General features: G+C 60.5%; 18 protein-coding genes, 1 tRNA gene and 1 pseudogene. 9 read left to right on the top strand and 11 right to left on the bottom strand.

Going from position 1 to position 17,310, the window contains the following annotated elements; translation table 11 throughout:
- On the bottom strand, window positions 1-648 hold the full coding sequence (locus tag ONG87_RS03775) for a DJ-1/PfpI family protein (protein WP_264382246.1): 648 nt from the start codon (window positions 646-648) through the stop codon (window positions 1-3).
- A 26-nt stretch (window positions 649-674) separates the two neighbouring features.
- On the bottom strand, window positions 675-887 hold the full coding sequence (locus ONG87_RS03780) for a hypothetical protein (protein WP_264382247.1): 213 nt from the start codon (window positions 885-887) through the stop codon (window positions 675-677).
- Window positions 888-960: 73 nt separating this feature from the next.
- Here ONG87_RS03780 and ONG87_RS03785 point away from each other — a divergent pair, with 73 nt between their 5' ends.
- A complete protein-coding gene (locus tag ONG87_RS03785) occupies window positions 961-1,746 on the top strand; it encodes a substrate-binding domain-containing protein (RefSeq protein ID WP_122479580.1) in 786 nt (261 codons plus the stop codon).
- A gap of 23 nt (window positions 1,747-1,769) precedes the next feature.
- On the opposite strand, the gene ONG87_RS03790 is transcribed toward ONG87_RS03785, so the two are convergent.
- Complete coding sequence (locus ONG87_RS03790) at window positions 1,770-2,549, bottom strand: class I SAM-dependent methyltransferase (RefSeq protein WP_264382248.1); 780 nt, start codon at window positions 2,547-2,549, stop codon at window positions 1,770-1,772.
- 236 nt (window positions 2,550-2,785) lie between these two features.
- Window positions 2,786-3,675: pseudogene (locus tag ONG87_RS03795) on the bottom strand (LysR substrate-binding domain-containing protein).
- A gap of 124 nt (window positions 3,676-3,799) precedes the next feature.
- On the opposite strand from ONG87_RS03795, the gene ONG87_RS03800 reads away from it, so the two are divergent.
- Entirely contained in the window at window positions 3,800-4,576 is a 777-nt protein-coding gene (locus ONG87_RS03800; protein WP_122479577.1) for a 2OG-Fe dioxygenase family protein, read from the top strand.
- A 12-nt stretch (window positions 4,577-4,588) separates the two neighbouring features.
- Complete coding sequence (locus tag ONG87_RS03805; protein WP_264382249.1) at window positions 4,589-5,206, top strand: LysE family translocator; 618 nt, start codon at window positions 4,589-4,591, stop codon at window positions 5,204-5,206.
- 57 nt (window positions 5,207-5,263) lie between these two features.
- Here the strand turns inward: ONG87_RS03805 and ONG87_RS03810 are convergent, their stop codons facing one another.
- From ONG87_RS03810 to ONG87_RS03835, 6 genes are all read right to left on the bottom strand, one after another.
- Entirely contained in the window at window positions 5,264-6,817 is a 1,554-nt protein-coding gene (locus tag ONG87_RS03810) for an alkaline phosphatase (RefSeq protein ID WP_264382250.1), read from the bottom strand.
- A 58-nt stretch (window positions 6,818-6,875) separates the two neighbouring features.
- Window positions 6,876-8,081 carry an MFS transporter gene (locus ONG87_RS03815; RefSeq protein WP_264382251.1) on the bottom strand — a complete coding sequence of 402 codons (1,206 nt, stop codon included), beginning with the start codon at window positions 8,079-8,081 and terminating at the stop codon, window positions 6,876-6,878.
- Window positions 8,082-8,127: 46 nt separating this feature from the next.
- Window positions 8,128-8,454, bottom strand: a complete 327-nt coding sequence (locus ONG87_RS03820) for a helix-turn-helix domain-containing protein (RefSeq protein ID WP_192053539.1) — start codon at window positions 8,452-8,454, stop codon at window positions 8,128-8,130.
- On the bottom strand, window positions 8,438-8,698 hold the full coding sequence (locus tag ONG87_RS03825; RefSeq protein ID WP_264382252.1) for a type II toxin-antitoxin system RelE/ParE family toxin: 261 nt from the start codon (window positions 8,696-8,698) through the stop codon (window positions 8,438-8,440). The genes ONG87_RS03820 and ONG87_RS03825 overlap by 17 nt, the downstream gene beginning before the upstream one ends.
- 95 nt (window positions 8,699-8,793) lie before the next feature.
- Window positions 8,794-9,417 carry a LysE family translocator gene (locus ONG87_RS03830; protein ID WP_264382253.1) on the bottom strand — a complete coding sequence of 208 codons (624 nt, stop codon included), beginning with the start codon at window positions 9,415-9,417 and terminating at the stop codon, window positions 8,794-8,796.
- A gap of 238 nt (window positions 9,418-9,655) precedes the next feature.
- A tRNA-Leu gene (locus tag ONG87_RS03835) sits at window positions 9,656-9,740 on the bottom strand.
- Window positions 9,741-9,849: 109 nt separating this feature from the next.
- Here ONG87_RS03835 and queA point away from each other — a divergent pair.
- From queA to ONG87_RS03865, 6 genes are all read left to right on the top strand, one after another.
- Entirely contained in the window at window positions 9,850-10,914 is a 1,065-nt protein-coding gene (queA, locus tag ONG87_RS03840) for a tRNA preQ1(34) S-adenosylmethionine ribosyltransferase-isomerase QueA (protein ID WP_264382254.1), read from the top strand.
- Between the two features lie 14 nt (window positions 10,915-10,928).
- Window positions 10,929-12,044, top strand: coding sequence for a tRNA guanosine(34) transglycosylase Tgt (gene tgt / locus ONG87_RS03845; protein ID WP_163007623.1), 1,116 nt, complete (start codon window positions 10,929-10,931; stop codon window positions 12,042-12,044).
- A 51-nt stretch (window positions 12,045-12,095) separates the two neighbouring features.
- Entirely contained in the window at window positions 12,096-12,431 is a 336-nt protein-coding gene (yajC, locus tag ONG87_RS03850) for a preprotein translocase subunit YajC (protein WP_122479568.1), read from the top strand.
- 62 nt (window positions 12,432-12,493) lie between these two features.
- A complete protein-coding gene (gene secD / locus ONG87_RS03855) occupies window positions 12,494-14,362 on the top strand; it encodes a protein translocase subunit SecD (RefSeq protein ID WP_122479567.1) in 1,869 nt (622 codons plus the stop codon).
- A gap of 9 nt (window positions 14,363-14,371) precedes the next feature.
- Entirely contained in the window at window positions 14,372-15,283 is a 912-nt protein-coding gene (gene secF / locus ONG87_RS03860; protein ID WP_122479566.1) for a protein translocase subunit SecF, read from the top strand.
- Between the two features lie 120 nt (window positions 15,284-15,403).
- Complete coding sequence (locus ONG87_RS03865; protein WP_122713500.1) at window positions 15,404-15,952, top strand: glycine zipper 2TM domain-containing protein; 549 nt, start codon at window positions 15,404-15,406, stop codon at window positions 15,950-15,952.
- Here ONG87_RS03865 and ONG87_RS03870 read toward each other — a convergent pair.
- Entirely contained in the window at window positions 15,937-16,896 is a 960-nt protein-coding gene (locus tag ONG87_RS03870) for a LysR family transcriptional regulator (protein WP_185794214.1), read from the bottom strand. The genes ONG87_RS03865 and ONG87_RS03870 overlap by 16 nt on opposite strands.
- Window positions 16,897-17,310: the final 414 nt, after the last annotated feature.

A 17,310-nucleotide genomic window follows, 5' to 3' on the forward strand; every position in this document is an offset into this window, starting at 1 on the left:
TTACCCTGGCATATCGTGCCACTCGTACTGCATCTGGCGAGCGGTGAGGCGCGCCGCATCGGCACCGAGCAGGCGTGCCACCAGATGCAGGCTCATGTCGATGCCGGCGGAAATCCCGGCGCTGGTGACCAGGCTGCCAGCATCGACATAGGGCACATCCTCTCGCACATCGAGGTCCGGGTAGCTGTCGCGCAGCTCCTGGATGTCGGCCCAATGGGTGGTGACGCTCTGCCCCTCCAGCAGGCCAGCCTTGGCCAGGATCAACGCGCCACTGCATACCGAAGTGAGCAACCCGGTCGTTGCCGCCATCCGCCGCACCCACGCGAGGGTATTCGGGTCATTTACAGGTTGATCAATCACGCCCCCCGGCACGATCAGCACATCGCTGTGCACCTCTTCATCGAACTGGGCGTCGGGCTGCACCCGCAGCTCGTAGCGGGCGGTGAGCAGGTCGCGACTGGCCGCAACCGTGCTGACCACGAATGGCGCGTGAATGCTCAAACCGTCGCGCAGCGCAACGCGGGTGGCAACGCTGAACACTTCGTACGGCCCGGCGAAGTCGAGAATCTCGATACCGGGGTAGAGCAGGATGACAACCTGCAAGGGGCGGTCGAAAATCTGCAATTCGGGGGGCAAGGCCTTGGACATACGGTCACTCCAGTCTGGAGCACGCATCATCGAGCTGAACGGTAGAAGGGTAAATGACAGTTACCCCACAGATCCTGCCAAAGTGTCGTGATTGCTTGCATCGCACGTTTGCGCGGCCAGGGCTGAAATTGTTTCTCGACGTTGCAATTGCCGAACATCACCTTTTTAAATGGCAACCTGATCCTGGCTTTTGGCCGATTGCGCGTAAACTTATCCTTCTTCGCGAGGCGGTCGACCATCACCGCACTCGTCCGCTGTGCCTCTGGCCAGTCATCGGCCAGGCTTCATCTTCACTTTCAGGATCATATCGTCATGACCAAACGGCTCACCAGCGCTCTGCTGGCTTGTGTATTGCTCGGCTCCAGCGCTGCCCACGCGCAGAAGGCGCCACCACCGGTGCAGCTATCCCTGCTCGGGTCTGGCGGCGTGGTCAGTGCCATGCAGACCATCGTCGTCGAATACGAAAAAGCCACCGGCATCAAGGTCACCGTGCTGCCTTCGCCTGCCATCGGCGACAACCCCATGGCCATCTCCAGTCGACTGGAGCGCGGTGAGCGAGCCGATCTGGTGCTCACCGAGGACGCCGCGTTGAATAAACTCATTCAATTGGGTGAAGTGCAGCGCGAACCCCGCGTGGATGTCGGCAAGTCCTTCATCGCCATGGCCGTACGCCAAGGTGAGGCCAAGCCAGACATCGGCAGTGTCGACGCCTTTCGCAAGACGCTGATAGACGCCCGCTCGCTGGCCTACTCCAACAGCACCAGCGGCCTGTACCTGTCGCACCTGCTGTTTCCGCGCATGAAACTGGCCGAACAGCTTCGCGACAAAAGCAGCCTGGTAGACAGCGAGCCCGTGGGTGCCGTGGTTGCTCGGGGCGATGTGCAGCTGGGTTTCCAGCAATTGAGCGAGCTCAAGGCGGTACCGGGCATCGATATCGTCGGCCTGATTCCAGATGCGGTGCAGAAGATGACTTTGTATTCGGGCGGTGTCACGCGTACCAGCGCCCACCCTGAAGAGGCCGCCGCATTGCTGCAGTACCTGAGCACACCGGCAGCCCGTCTCGCCATTCAGGAAAGCGGGCTTACGCCGGTGCATTGATCACGCCGGGCGCCAACGGTGGTCTAGAGAATCTTCACGGTATGAAAGGCCACGGTGTCATAGGGCACGGTTACTTCCTGCTTGTCCTTGAGCTGGGGGTGGGTGGCAATGATCTCGCGGACTTTCTGGTAAATCGGCTCCTGCTGTTCAGGGGGGAGGGTGGCGATGAAGCTGATGGAGCGCACCCGGTTGAGAATCACGTCTTCCGGCGTGCCGGTGTGCGAATGGCTGAAGTGCTTTTCCACCAGCGGGTGGGCGAAGCCCTTGTGCGGGAACATTCCACGCCACTGTTGGGTGTAGAACCGCGGGCTGTCACCGGCCACCGCGCTGACCACGTCCGCCACCTGACGTACCCAGTCCTCGCGGGTATCGCGCAGGTTCCAGATCATTCCCAGGCGTCCGCCGCGCTTGAGCACCCTGTGGATTTCCTTCATGGCCTCGGGTTTGGCAAACCAGTGGAAGGAATGCGCGCAGATCACCGCGTCAACCGATTCGTTTTTCAACGGGATCTCTTCGGCGGCGCCCTCGAGTATCTTCACATAGGGCTTGTCGCCCCAGTTGAGCTGCAGCTTTTCGCGCATGGCGGCAACCGGTTCCACCGCGAACACCTCGGCGCCGATGTCGACCAGCCGCGGAATGAACTTGCCAGTCCCCGAGCCTAGGTCGAGTACAGTTGTATGGGGTGGGTCCCATTTGCTGTGCGGCTTGATCTGCATGATCTCGCGCAGCCAGTTGTCGAGTTCCTTCGGGTAGTCCGGGCGCCCCTTGTCGAATGAGCTGGCACCCTGCAGATAGCCTTTCACAGCCGTCGATGGAAGGAGTTTGAGAAGTTTTTCGGTCAAGCTCTTGGGGTTTGTGGTGCTACTGTTTTTGTCGAAATTGCTCATGTTCGCCCTCGCACGCTTGCTAGCGCGGTTGTTGTCGCCAGGCTGATTGCACAGCGCAACGCCCAACCAGCCACGGTGGGCGTTATAAGACAAAGCGTAGCCCAAGGTCGTTGAGGTCACCTTTAATTCGTGCAGGGTGGGGTGAAACCGGATCAGCGTCCGTCGGAAAGTGTCTGGGCAACCGATGCCTCTGCCTGCTCGTTCAGCCACTGTCTGAAGACGGCGCACTTCGTGCTTTCTTCCGGCAATCGCGGGTACAGCACCACGTACTTCGAACCATCGCGAGTGAAGCCGAAGGGCGCTACCAATTGCCCGGATGCCAGTTCCTCTTGAACCATCAACAGTGACGCCACGCTCACGCCCAACGCAGCAGTAGCGGCCTGCAGGCACAGGTAGAAATGCTCGTACTCGACGGTTGCCACTTCCCCTGGCACTTTCTTCGCCAGTCGCAGCCACTGCTCCCAGGCAGCCGGTCGTGTGCTGCTGCGCAGCACGTGCACACCACTCAATCGCCTCACCGATTCCGCCAAGGCGGGCGCGCAAACCGGACCGACCCATTCAGGACACAACGCAGCACTTTCGACTGAATCGTCCCAGCGAAAATCGTCGCGTCGAATGGCCAGGTCAGCGCCGCATCGAGAAAGTCGATCGGCCCACCCGCCGCCAGCAATTGAATCTGGATCTGCGGGTGCGCCTGATGGAAGGCAGGCAGGCGGGGAATCAGCCATTTCATCGCAATCGTCGGTTCGCAGGACACTACCAGCGTGTCTTCGCGCGCTTTTTGCTGCACCTGGCGGACCGCCTGCTCCAACTGCTCGAACATCGGCTGCGTGACGTCGTGCAGCAGCCGTCCTGCATGGTTGAGAAAGACCGCACGATTGCGCCGATCGAACAGCTCCACCCCCAACGCGTCTTCCAGCGAGCGAATCTGGCGGCTGACCGCGCCGTGCGTCACGTGCAGTTGCTCGGCCGCCTTCATGAAGCTTTGGTTCTGCGCAGCGGCGTTGAAAAAGCGGAAAGAGGCGAGGGGCGGAAGGCTCATACGAACGACGAAATCTCACAGGTTTCGACGACTATAAATCGTTTTTTCCTGCCTGCGCAAAACTCCATGATTGCGCTCGTTGCCGGGCATTTTGGCAGCCTTACCAATAAAATGGAGAGAATCCATGGAAGATATGCATAAGCGTGCAATGCCGAGCAGCGCCATTGGACTGAGGCTTTTCGAGCCGTCAATCAACGATGTATGTGAAAGCGTGGCTCACAGTGGCTTCGCCTTTCTGCAGCCTCCCACGGTCGCTCACTTGCTGGACACCGTCGTGCCTGGCTTCATCCAGGACTGGGAACAGTTTCGGCAAAGCTGGGATCATCTGCAGCAGGATACATTCATGGGGGATGGCGGCACCTATCGCCTGCGTCGCCATGCGACCCTCTCCATCGAGCAAGGCAGTCGCCACTGGCAGGCTTGCGCTCATCGACCGCATTACCAGAACGTCGAGCACAACGGCCTCAACGGCGGCATCGTCCGGCATTACGCGCCGTTCACGACCGAGGTCTGCTCAGGCAAGGTGTTTTCGGCAGTGATGGACCTGTGCTGCGCCTTTCTCGGCGTCCTCGCTGGGCAAAGTGCCTGGCATATCGAAGCGCATCAGTTCCGTATCGATGCATCCCGCGGAGCGGCGTCCCCGACACCTGAAGGTGTGCACCGCGATGGCGTCGACTTCGTGTTCATGCTGCTGGTCAATCGAGTCAACGTGATGGAGGGCGAGACGTCCATCTACGACAATGACCTGCGGCTGCTGGCAAGGCACTCGATGATCCATGAACTGGAAGCCGCCCTGCTCAACGATGAGCAGGTTCGACACGGCGTCAGCGCCGTCATCCCCATACACCCCGATCGACCTGCCCACCGGGATGTCCTGGTCGTCACTTTCAAGAAACGTTGACGGGACGTGATCATGAACGAATTATTGGCAGTCGCCCTGATTACCGTACTGGCCGTCATCAGCCCGGGCCCGGACTTTGCCATGGTCACCCGCAACAGCTATGCCTACGGGCATCAGAGTGGTTTGATCGCGGCTTTGGGCATTGCTTGCGGTGTACAGGTGCATGTGTTCTACACCGTGTTCGGCATCGCCGTGATCATCACTCAGTCGCCACTGTTGTTCATGGGCATGAAATGGCTGGGTGCCGGTTATCTCATCTACCTGGGCGTGCGCTCGTTGCTCAACACCTCCAAGTTGGCATTGGCCAACGTGGGAGGCGGGGCGCCGTCATTGTCCAGCGCATTTCGGACAGGCTTCTTCACCAATGCCCTCAATCCCAAGACCATGCTGTTCGTGGTAGCCACTTACAGTCAGGTCGTACAGGCGGGCAGTTCGATAATGACGAACTTTGCCTATGGCTTGTTCATGTCGTTCTCGCACTGGGTGTGGTTCAGCATCGTGGCGCTGTTCTTCTCGTCCGGGCCGCTGCGTCGGCGGATGCTGGAGAAACAACACGTTGTCGATCGGGTGATCGGCACCGCCCTCATAGGGTTGGCCGCGTGCCTGGTACTGCCGGGCCTTGGCAGTTGAGCCATTGCACCGCCCCCGCCGCGGCTATTTGTCCGGATGTGTGCGGTGCAATGGGCGTCAAACCGGCTGCAGCTTCTTCTCGAACACCACCACGCCATCCAGATCACGCAGTTGCACGGTCATTTCTCCGCTCTGGCCCTCGATCTGTACTTCACCGAAAAACTGGAAACCTGCGAACGGTGAGGTGTTCTGGGCCGGTGGTGCTTTCTGGAACACCACCTGTGGGCCAAAGGTGGCGTCCAACGGGTTGGGGCCGAAGCTGCCGGCGTTCAGTGGCCCGGCGACGAATTCCCAGAATGGTTCGAAGTCCTGGAAGGCGGCGCGGTCCGGATGGTAGTGATGCGCTGCGCAATAGTGCACGTCGGCGGTCAGCCAGACCGTATTGACCACTTTCTGCTGGCGCACGAAGCCGAGCAGCTCGGCGATCTCCAGCTCGCGCCCCTTGGCGGCCCCATCATCGCCATTGGCGATCGCCTCCCAGCGCCCGACCCCCGGGCTCATTTCTCCATCCGGGACACCCAAGCCGATGGGCATATCGGCGGCAATGACTTTCCATTGGGCCTGCGACCCTTTGAGCCCGGACTTCAGCCAGTCCAGTTGCGCCTGTCCAAGAAACGCCGTGCGGGCTTCGGGCTTGGCCGCCAGGTTGTCGTCGTTGCCACTGCGGTAGCTGCGCATGTCCAGGACGAATATGTCCAGCATCGGCCCATAGCTGAGCTTGCGGTAGATACGCCCGCCGTTGTCGGCGCGCTGCAGGCGCATGGGCGCGTACTCGAGCCATGCCTGACGCGCGTTGCCAACCAGATGACGGATGTCGCGGTTCTGGTAGCGCGCGTCGAGTTGCTTGCTGGGCGACCAGTTATTGGTCACCTCGTGGTCGTCCCATTGCCAGATCTGCGGCACCTCGGCATTGAAGCGCCGCACGTTTTCATCCATCAGGTTGTAGCGGTAGTTGCCGCGGTACTCGTCCAGAGTTTCCGCCACCTTGCTCTTGGCTTCGGTGGTGATGTTGCGCCATACGCGGCCATTCTCGGTGGTCACCGTGGCGGGCACCGGCCCATCGGCGTAGATGGTATCGCCGCTGTGGATGAAGAAATCCGGCAGGCGCAGACGCATGGCTTCGTAGATGCGCATGCCGCCGATATCAGGGTTGATACCGAAGCCCTGGCCCACTGTGTCGCCGCTCCACACGAAGCGGATGTCGCGACGCTGCGAAGGCTCGCTGCGCAGATGGCCGAACCACGGCTCGCTGCTGACGCCGGTCTGCGCGTCTTCGAACTGCACGCGATAGAAGATCGCCTGGTCCACCGGCAGGCCGCTGAGTTCGACCCGCGCGGTGAAATCGCTGCCCGCGTCGGCCAGTGGCGACACCAGGCGGCGCGGGTTGGTGAACATGCTGCGCGTATCCCATTCCACCACCATGCGTGCCGGGCGGTCGCAGCGGCTCCAGACCATCGCCCTGTCGCCCATCAGGTCGCCGGACTGCACGCCGTCAGTCAGTTGTGGCCGGTCCTTGACCGAGGCGATCACCGCTGGCGCCAGCCCAGGCAGCAGAAAGCCTGCCCCCACGGCTTGGACGAGGCGACGGCGCTTGAGATCGAACATGGTCATGGCATAGCCCTTGGAAAGTGAAAGGGCTATGTAAGCGTGGGGATGTGACAGGGGCGTGTCAGCCAGGCACGATAACCTCGCTCGCCGAAGTTGCCTGCAGCGTGCGCAGACCTGTGAGTACGGCGGTCAGCATCAGCAAACCGGCACCGATGGCAACGGCGAATCCGGCACGGGTACCGAAGTGGTCGATGACCATACCGGCGACTGCCCCACCCATCGCGATGCCGACACTGACCCCTGTGCTCAGCCAGGTCAGCCCTTCGGTGATCTTGCCGGGCGGCAGGATTTTCGTGCCGATGTTCATCACCACGATCAGCGTCGGTGCGAACGACATGCCGGTGATGAACAGCAATCCGGTGAGCCAATACACATTGGGCGCAAAAATCGGCAACGTCGTCGCCACGGCAGTGAATACCGCGCCGATCAGCAGCTGAGTTTCGTATGCCAGCCCACTTCTCACTGTCCCGAACGTGATCCCGGCAACCATCGACCCTGCAGCGAACCCCGCGAGAATAAAGCTGGCGGCGGCTGGCCAGCCTTGTTCCTTGGCAAACGCCACTACTGCGACATCGACCGAGCCGCCGAGCAACCCCAGCGCCAGCATCGCCACCACGATGATCCGCAAGGCAGGAATACGCAGCGGAGAAGTGGATGGACCCTTGACCACCGGCACCGGCGGCGGCTCGGTTTCATGCTGGCGCAGAAAGGCAACCACGCCCACGGCCAACAACACGGCGGCTACCAGCGGGCCGGCTTGTGGAAACAGACCGCTGCTCAACGCGATGGACAACGGGGGACCGACGATGAAGGTGAACTCCACCAGCACTGTATCCAGGGAGTACGCGGCGTGCAGTTGTGGTTTTCCGCGAAACAGGTAGGCCCAGCGTGCGCGGATCATTGCGCCGAAACTGGGGAGCACGCCCGCCAGGGCGGCCAGCACGAACAGCACCGGCAGCGGCGCATGCCAATGCACGGCGCCGATCAGGGCCAGGAGCATGCCGATACTGAACGCCGCGACGGGCGCCAGCACCTTGCGCTGGCCGCGCTGATCCACCAGTTTCGAAATCATCGGCCCGAGTATGGCGCTGGTCAGGGTATAAGTGCCCGCCACTGCGCCTGCAACCCAATAGCGCCCGGTTTCATGCACGAGCATGGTGATGAGGCCCAGCCCGATCATGGTCTGTGGGAGCCGGGCCATGGAACCCGCCAGTAACAGAGCCACGACGCCCGGGGTTGCGAAGAATGTACGGTAGGCATTACTCATGTGAAGGGCGGAACTCCTTGTTCGCGGGGGTGAATCGGGCAGGCAGCTATATAGCCAGTTGATCGGCCTTGATACCAAATGCTGCGGCAATCTTCTCACGAGTGAGCTTGCGTGGCTTGGCGGAGGTTTCCTGCTGAGCATAGGCCGACTGGGTGATTCCAAGGCGTTGAGAAACTTCCTCCTGAGTTAGATCCAGGTACTCACGCCACGCTTTGATCGCGGATGCACCATCAACCATACGACTCACGACTTCGTGGGGAATCAGGCCGTTGCTCGCGTTGTGTTGCGCTACGTATTGGGCGTAGGGAATGACCACAAAGGCTGGCTTCCCGTCCGGGCCATTGATGACCTGAATTTCAGTAGGTGTGTTCATCGCGCTTCTTGACCTCTTGAATGCTGACAATCTCGATGGCACCGTCCCAGTCGAACAGGATGCGATAATTGCCAACGCGCAAACGGTAGCCGTAACCATGTGAAGTCAGCGCTTTCACATTTGTAACGTGTGGCATATTGGCGAGAAGTCCTGCTGCATCGCGAACCTGTTGCTGGTGCCGATGCTGAAGTTTCATGAGCTGTTTCACTGCTTTACGAGACCATCCAACCGAATTGACAGGCATTCTATAAGTCTTTTATAAGTAATATCCATAGATTTACTTATCAAGGACTTGTCCGCAACCTTCGCGTTGTGGCCGCATGTGTAGACCGATGAGAATCATATCGGGCGCTCAAGAAACAAAAGTCGTGCTGCCAATGCTGTCATCACGCTCGCAAAGCCATAATTGGCCCAGCGCCTAGGCATGCTGTTCAACCGTCCGCGCAGCGTTCCCGCACACAGTGCCAGCACACTGTGAAAAACCAGGGAGATCAGCAGAAGCAGCACACCCAGCATGACCAGTTGAACCGTCACACTGGCGTTGCCGACAGTGACGAACTGCGGCAGAAACACCATGAAGAACAGCAGGCCTTTGGGATTCAGCAGGCTGTTGAGCGTGGCGCGAACGAAGATCTTGCGGATCGAACCCAGGGGGCGGGGTGCAGTGGTTTCGCCAGTCGGCGCCGTCAGCGCTTGCCAGGCCAGCCACAACAGATAGCACGCACCGGCCAGGCGTAACAAGTCGAAGGCAGGCGCCCAACTCATGACGACAGCGCCCATGCCGGCGCTGACCAACAGCGTCAGCAGCAAGTCTGCCAGCGAAATCCCCAACGCCGCCGCCACCCCGGCCCGCCAGCCATGGGCCAGCGCGTGGCTGGTGACGAAGGCCATGTTCGGTCCGGGAACGACCAACAGGAGCATCGCGGCGATAACGAACAGGTAGAGGTTGGCTGCATCCGGCATGACGAACGCTCCTGTGGATTGAGTTCACAGGGTAGGCGCATCGAGCGAGCGGCGGGAGGTACAGTTCAAGAGAAGGTGGGGGCAACAGTGGTCGAGGCGGAGCCTGTCGGGCGATGGATGGGCGCGTAAGTGGCAGCGATTGGGCTGGCGCCTTCGCGGCCACTTGCCGCCCCTGCAACGGGAGTGGGAGAAATCGCAGACGAAAAAAAAGACCTTCGCGAAGGTCTTTTTTCTGATTTGGTGCCCCGAGGGAGACTCGAACTCCCACTCCTTTCGAAAACGGATTTTGAATCCGCCGCGTCTACCAATTCCGCCATCAGGGCTTACAGGCGGCGAAGTATAGAGACGGCGCGACCACTGGTCAATCAGCTTTCATGGTCAATTTTGCAGATTTTTGCTAGAATTTTCAGCCCTATACAGCCGAACCCTATCATGCGTGTCGCCGATTTCTCTTTCGAGCTTCCTGATTCCCTGATCGCTCGCCATCCTTTGGCGGAGCGCCATGGCAGCCGCCTGTTGGTCCTCGACGGGCCGTCCGGTGCGCTGGATCATCGTCAATTCACCGATCTGCCCGGTTTTCTCAGGCCGGGCGACCTGATGGTGTTCAACAATACCCGAGTGATTCCGGCGCGGGTGTTTGGCCAGAAGGCATCGGGGGGCAAGCTGGAGATTCTGGTCGAGCGCGTGCTGGACAGCCATCGCGTGCTGGCCCACGTGCGCTCCAGCAAGTCGCCCAAGCCGGGTTCGAAGATCTTGCTTGACGGCGGCGGCGAGGCCGAGATGGTCGCGCGGCATGATGCGCTGTTCGAGCTGCGCTTCAATGAAGAGGTGTTGCCACTGCTCGATCGGGTCGGGCACATGCCGTTGCCGCCCTACATCGACCGGCCCGACGACAGCGCCGATCGCGAGCGCTATCAGACCGTGTACGCCGAGAAGGCCGGCGCGGTGGCGGCGCCGACGGCGGGGCTGCATTTCGACAAGGCGCTGCTGGCACAGATCGAGGCGATGGGGGTACAGACCGCTTTCGTGACCCTGCATGTCGGCGCCGGTACCTTCCAGCCGGTGCGGGTCGAGAAGCTTGAAGACCACCACATGCATAAAGAGTGGCTGGAGGTCAGCCAGGACGTGATCGACGCGGTGCAGGCGTGCAAGGCCCGCGGTGGTCGCGTGGTGGCGGTAGGCACCACCAGCGTGCGCTCGCTGGAAAGCGCGGCGCGTGACGGCGTGTTGAAGCCGTTCAGTGGCGATACCGATATCTTCATCTTTCCGGGGCGACCGTTCCATGTGGTCGATGCCCTGGTCACCAATTTCCATTTGCCGGAGTCCACGCTGTTGATGCTGGTCTCGGCGTTCGCGGGTTATCCCGAAGCCATGGCGGCCTATGCGGCGGCGGTGGCCAACGAGTACCGCTTCTTCAGTTACGGTGATGCCATGTTCATCACCCGCAATCCGGCGCCTCGCGGTCCCAGCGAAGCCGCGCCAGGGGATCAAGCATGAGTCGCACCTGTCGTATGTCGTTCGAATTGCTGGCCACCGATGGCAAGGCCCGTCGTGGCCGCCTGACCTTCCCCCGTGGCGTGGTGGAGACCCCGGCGTTCATGCCGGTGGGCACCTATGGCACGGTCAAGGGCATGTTGCCGCGCGACATCGAGGCGATCGGCGCGCAAATGATTCTGGGCAACACCTTCCACCTGTGGTTGCGCCCGGGCACTGCGGTGATCAAGGCGCACGGCGACCTGCACGATTTCATGCAGTGGAAAGGGCCGATTCTGACCGACTCCGGTGGGTTCCAGGTGTTCAGCCTTGGCGCCATGCGCAAGATCAAGGAGGAGGGCGTGTACTTCGCCTCCCCGGTGGACGGCTCCAAGGTGTTCATGGGGCCGGAAGAATCGATGCAGGTCCAGCGCGACCTGGGCTCGGACGTGGTGATGATTTTCGACGAGTGCACGCCTTACCCGGCCGACGAGCACACCGCGCGCACCTCGATGGAGCTGTCGCTGCGCTGGGCGCAACGGTCCAAGGACGCGCATGGCGAAAGCACCGCGGCGCTGTTCGGCATCGTTCAGGGCGGCATGCACGAGAACCTGCGCATGCGTTCGCTCGAAGGCCTGGACAAGATCGGTTTCGATGGCCTGGCCATCGGCGGCCTGTCCGTGGGCGAGCCCAAGCATGAAATGATCAAGGTACTCGACTACCTGCCGGGCCTGATGCCGGCTGACAAACCTCGTTACCTTATGGGGGTAGGCAAACCCGAAGACTTGGTCGAGGGTGTGCGCCGCGGCGTCGACATGTTCGACTGCGTGATGCCGACGCGCAATGCGCGCAACGGGCATCTGTTCATCGACACGGGCGTGCTGAAGATCCGCAACGCGTTCCATCGCCACGATGATTCGCCGCTGGACCCTACCTGCGATTGCTATACCTGCCGCAACTTCTCGCGCGCTTATCTGCATCACCTGGACAAGTGTGGCGAAATGCTCGGTAGCATGTTGAATACCATCCACAATTTGCGTCATTACCAGCTACTGATGGCTGGTTTGCGCGAGGCTATTCAACAGGGTACATTGGCCGCCTTTGTCGATGCCTTCTATGCCAAGCGCGGGCTGCCTGTGCCGCCCTTGGACTGACCGTTTTATAAAGACTTTAAGTCAATAACTTCTAAGTAACTGGAGCGTTGAATGAGCTTTTTGATCCCCGCCGCTTTCGCGGACGCCGCTGCACCGGCTGCTGGCCCTGCCGGCTCTGGCTTCGAGTGGATTTTCCTGGTCGGTTTCCTGGTCATCTTCTACATGATGATCTGGCGTCCGCAGGCCAAGCGTGCCAAGGAACAGAAAAACCTGCTGGGCAACCTGCAGAAAGGTGACGAAGTGGTCACCAGTGGCGGCATCGCCGGCAAGATCAACAAGGTCACCGACGACTTCGTGGTCATCGAAGTGTCCGACACCGTCGAGCTGAAAATCCAGAAGGGCGCCATCGCCGCGACCCTGCCCAAAGGCACGCTCAAAGCGATCTAAGCTGCAGACTTTTACCCATGTCGGGGCGCGCAAGGCGCCCCGCGTCTTGAACGGGCGGCGTGATGCTGAACAAATACCCTCTGTGGAAATATGTACTGATCCTGGCGGTGCTGGCGATCGGTTTTATCTATTCCGCACCTAATCTCTATCCTGATGACGCGGCCATCCAGGTCAGCGGCGCGAGCACTTCGCTGCAGGTCAATCAGGCAGATCTGGATCGCGTCGGCACGGCACTCAATGCCGCCGGCATCCAGGTCAAATCCGCAAGCCTCGCCGAAAACGGCAAGGGCGGTCTGCTGCGCCTGACCAAGGCCGAAGACCAGTTGCCGGCCAAGGATGTCGTGCGCAAGGCGCTGGGCGATGACTACGTGGTGGCCCTGAACCTGGCCCCGACCACGCCGCCATGGTTGCGCAGCCTGGGTGCAAGCCCGATGAAACTGGGCCTCGACCTGTCCGGTGGCGTGCACTTCCTGCTCGAAGTCGACATGGACAAGGCGCTCGACGCCCGCATGAAAGTCTACGAAGGCGAAGTCAAGACGCTGCTGCGCAAGGAGCGCGTGCGTTACCGCAGCCTGCCGCAGCAGGACGGCGCCATTCAGCTGGGCTTCAGCGACACCGCTACCCGCGACCAGGCACAAGCCCTGATCCGCAAGAGTTTCACCGATTTCGACCTGACTGCCAGCGAGCGCAGCGAGTTGTCGGTGCTGCGCCTGGCCATGACCCAGGCCAAGGTCGCGGAGATCCGCGAGTACTCCATCAAGCAGAACCTGACCACGGTGCGTAACCGGGTCAACGAGCTGGGTGTGGCCGAGCCGCTGGTCCAGCGCCAGGGTGCCAACCGCATCGTGGTCGAGCTGCCGGGCGTGCAGGACACTGCCGAAGCCAAGCGTATCCTCGGCAAGACCGCTAACCTCGAGTTCCGTCTCGGTGCCGGTCCGGATGATTCCAAGGCGACTACCGAAACCTTCGAGTTCCGCGAGGGCAACCGTGCTCCCGCGGCAGTCGAACGTGGCCTGATCATCACCGGTGACCAGGTTACCGATGCCCAGGCCAGCTTCGACGAACACGGCCAGCCACAGGTGAACATCAAGCTCGATGGCCACGGCGGCGACCTCATGAGCCGCGCCACGCGCAGCAACGTTGGCCGCAGCATGGCGGTGATCTTCATCGAGCAGCGCCCGACTACGCGCTACGTCAAGCAGACGGTCAATGGTGTCGAGAAGGACGTTGCGGTACAGACCTTCACCGAAGAGAAGAAGATCATCAGCCTGGCGACCATCCAGTCGCCGCTGGGCAGCCAGTTCCGCATTACCGGCCTCAACGGCCAGGGTGAGTCATCCGAACTGGCGCTGCTGTTGCGTGCCGGTGGTCTGGCGGCACCGATGTACTTCGCCGAAGAACGTACCATTGGCCCGAGCCTGGGTGCCGATAACATCACCAAGGGTGTCGATGCATCGCTGTGGGGCATGCTGTTCGTCTCGCTGTTCATCATTGCCATCTACCGCTTCTTCGGTGTGATCGCCACCGTGGCACTGGCCTTGAACATGGTCATGCTGCTGGCGCTGATGTCGCTGCTGGGGGCAACCCTGACGCTGCCGGGCATTGCCGGTATCGTGCTGACGATGGGCATGGCGGTGGACGCCAACGTGCTGATCTTCTCGCGCATACGTGAGGAAATCGCCAATGGCATGAGCATCCAGCGCGCCATTCACGAAGGTTTCGACCGCGCCTATACCGCGATCATCGATGCCAACCTGACGACGCTGCTGGTCGGCGGCATTCTCTTCGCCATGGGCACCGGCCCGGTCAAGGGCTTCGCCGTCACCATGTCCCTCGGGATCTTTACCTCGATGTTCACGGCCATCATGGTGACCCGCGCAATGGTCAACCTGATCTACGGCGGTCGGGACTTCAAGAAGTTGTGGATTTAAGGGGCTGCCATGTTACGTACCATCAACTTCATGGGCGTTCGCAATATTGCGTTTGCCATCACCGTGCTCCTTACCGTGCTGGCGTTGTTCAGCATGTTTCACAAGGGCATGAATTACGGGCTGGACTTCACCGGCGGTACGCTCATCGAGCTGACCTACGAAAAGCCGGCCGACCTGGGCCTGGTGCGTGAAGAGCTGGTGAAAGCCGGTTATCACGATGCCGTGGTGCAGAACTTCGGTGCTACCACCGACCTGCTGGTGCGCATGCCGGGTGAAGACCCGCAATTGGGCAACCAGGTCGCGGCGGCGCTGCAGACGGTCGGTGGCGACAACCCTGCCACGGTCAAGCGCGTCGAATTCGTCGGTCCGCAGGTGGGTGAAGAACTGCGCGACCAGGGCGGCCTCGGCATGTTGCTGGCGCTGGGCGGCGTGCTCATTTATCTGGCGTTCCGCTTCCAGTGGAAGTTCGCAGTCGGCGCGATCCTCTCGTTGATCCACGACGTGATCGTCACCGTCGGCCTGCTGTCGTTCTTCCAGATCACCTTCGACCTGACGGTGCTGGCGGCGGTACTGGCCATCATCGGTTACTCGCTCAACGACACCATCGTGGTATTCGACCGGGTTCGCGAGAACTTCCGGGTGATGCGCAAGGCGTCCTTGATCGAGAACATCAACGTCTCCACCACCCAGACGCTGCTGCGAACCGTGGCGACCTCGGTGTCGACCTTGCTGGCCATCGCCGCACTGATGTTCTTCGGTGGCGACAACCTGTGGGGCTTCTCGCTGGCGTTGTTCATTGGCGTGATGGCCGGTACCTACTCGTCGATCTACATCGCCAACGTGGTACTGATCTGGCTGAACCTGAGCAGCGAGGATCTGATTCCTCCAGTGGCCAAGGACCAGGTCGACGACCGTCCATAAGACGTTCGACTGTCCCGGCGGCAAGGCCCGAAAGGCGCGAGTATTGAACTCGCGCCTTTTTTTATGCTCCAAGGCATGGAAGCGTGGCTTCGTGCCATGATTGTAGTCAGGAGGTTCAAAGTGAATAAATCGTTGCTGATTGGTGCAGTGCTCGGTGCAGTCGGTGTTACAGCCGGAGGTGCCGTTGCAACCTACAGCCTCGTGAACAAGGGCCCCGAGTACGCTGACGTATTGGCCGCAGAGCCGATCAAGCAGCAGATCAAGACGCCTCGCGAAGTGTGCAAGGACGTCACCGTGACTCGGCAGAAGGCCGTTCAGGACCAGCATCAGATCGTTGGCAGCGTCCTTGGTGCAGTGGCAGGTGGTTTGCTCGGCAACCAGGTCGGCGGTGGCAATGGCAAGAAGATCGCGACCGTGGCCGGTGCCGTCGGCGGTGGCTATGCAGGCAACAAGGTGCAGGAAGGCATGCAAGGCCGTGACACCTACACCACCACCCAGACGCGCTGCAACACCGTCAATGACATCAGCGACAAGGTCGTTGGCTACAACGTGAAGTACCAGCTCGATGGCAAGGTTGGCCAGGTGCGCATGGATCGTGATCCCGGTTCGCAGATCCCTGTGAACAAGCAGGGTCAGTTGATCCTGGGCGAAAATCAAGCCGGGCAGTAAGCCTCTCGCTCTGCCTCGATCGCAGGCGCCGCCGCCCCAGGTGGCGTCAGCTCCACACTTGAACAGTACTCCATGAACAGCCGGGTCGCCCGACTTGGCTGGTTGTTGCGCAGGTGCGCCATCACCAAGGTCGAGGCAGGCATATCGTCTTCGATCTCCAGATGAGCCAGCAGCTTGCCGTCGTATGTCATCTGCGTACACGGCCGCGTCACCAGCACCGAAAACCCCAGGCCTTGCCCTACCATGCAGCGCACCATTTCAATGGAAGGGGAGCTGTAGGCGACCACTGGCGCATAGCCCTTTTCGGTGAAGATATCCATGAAGTAGCTGCGACTGGGGACGGCGTCGAGCAGGATCATCGGCTCCTGGCTCAGGGCCTGCAAGGTAACGGATGGCTGCTGTGCCAGGGGATGCTCGACAGGCAGCAGGGCGTAGGGCTTGTGCGGTGCGTTGAGGGCCTGTTTATGTATGGTCGTGCCCAGCTCCAGATCGTAGAGAAAAGCCAGGTCGAAGCGACCCCGGTGCAGGCCATGCATCAATTCATGTTGTTCGCCGTCATACAACTGAATGGAAACTTCCGGGTACAGGCTTTTGAATCCAGCCACCAACTTGGGCATGTACAAAGGCGCTGCCGATTCGAAACAGCCAATGGCAATAGTGCCGGAAACATTGCCATTCTCGGCGCGTGAGTCCTGTTCCAATTCCTGGGACAGGCGCAACAACTCCTTGGCCTTCTCATAGATCCTGCCGCCCCCAGCGGTAAGTGAAACACCCTGGGCATGATGGCGAACGAACAAAGGTTGGTTGAAGGCTTCTTCCAGATTCTTGATGGCAACCGAGATGGACGGCTGGGATATATGCAGTTGTCTGGACGCTTCGGCAATGCTGTCCTGTTCTACGGCAGCCACGAAGTATTTGAGTTGCCGCAGGGTAAAGTGCATCACGTTCGACTCCTGTGCAGCGCTGTTCCGCGATGCGCTGGCTGAATAGGTTTTACCTATCTTTGCCAAGGCTGTGCGAAGACCATGCCAGTACTGGCCTGGCCATATCGCCAGCATTGCGGGATGTTCCCGTGGCACGGCGCGGCAGCCTGCTTCACCAGGACGCTACTGGCTGCGACATTCCGGCACATCCAGCAAATACAGGCAGGTTTGCCTTTGCGCAGCGAAACGCCCCATGTTCGCACGGACTGGAAGTTCACCGCGCCAATACCGTGCACGGGCTTTTCGAAGGTCGTGGTTGTTTCACTGCGTAGCGTACGCAGTCTTCCGTAGCGAACTAACCGTGCCGCTCCTGCTTAGGTTTTTCCTATGCAAGGGGCTCGAATTTACTAATTTCGGCACGACCTGGCATCAATC

It is taken from the genome of Pseudomonas sp. MM227 (assembly GCF_947090715.1).
Lineage (GTDB): Bacteria > Pseudomonadota > Gammaproteobacteria > Pseudomonadales > Pseudomonadaceae > Aquipseudomonas > Aquipseudomonas baltica.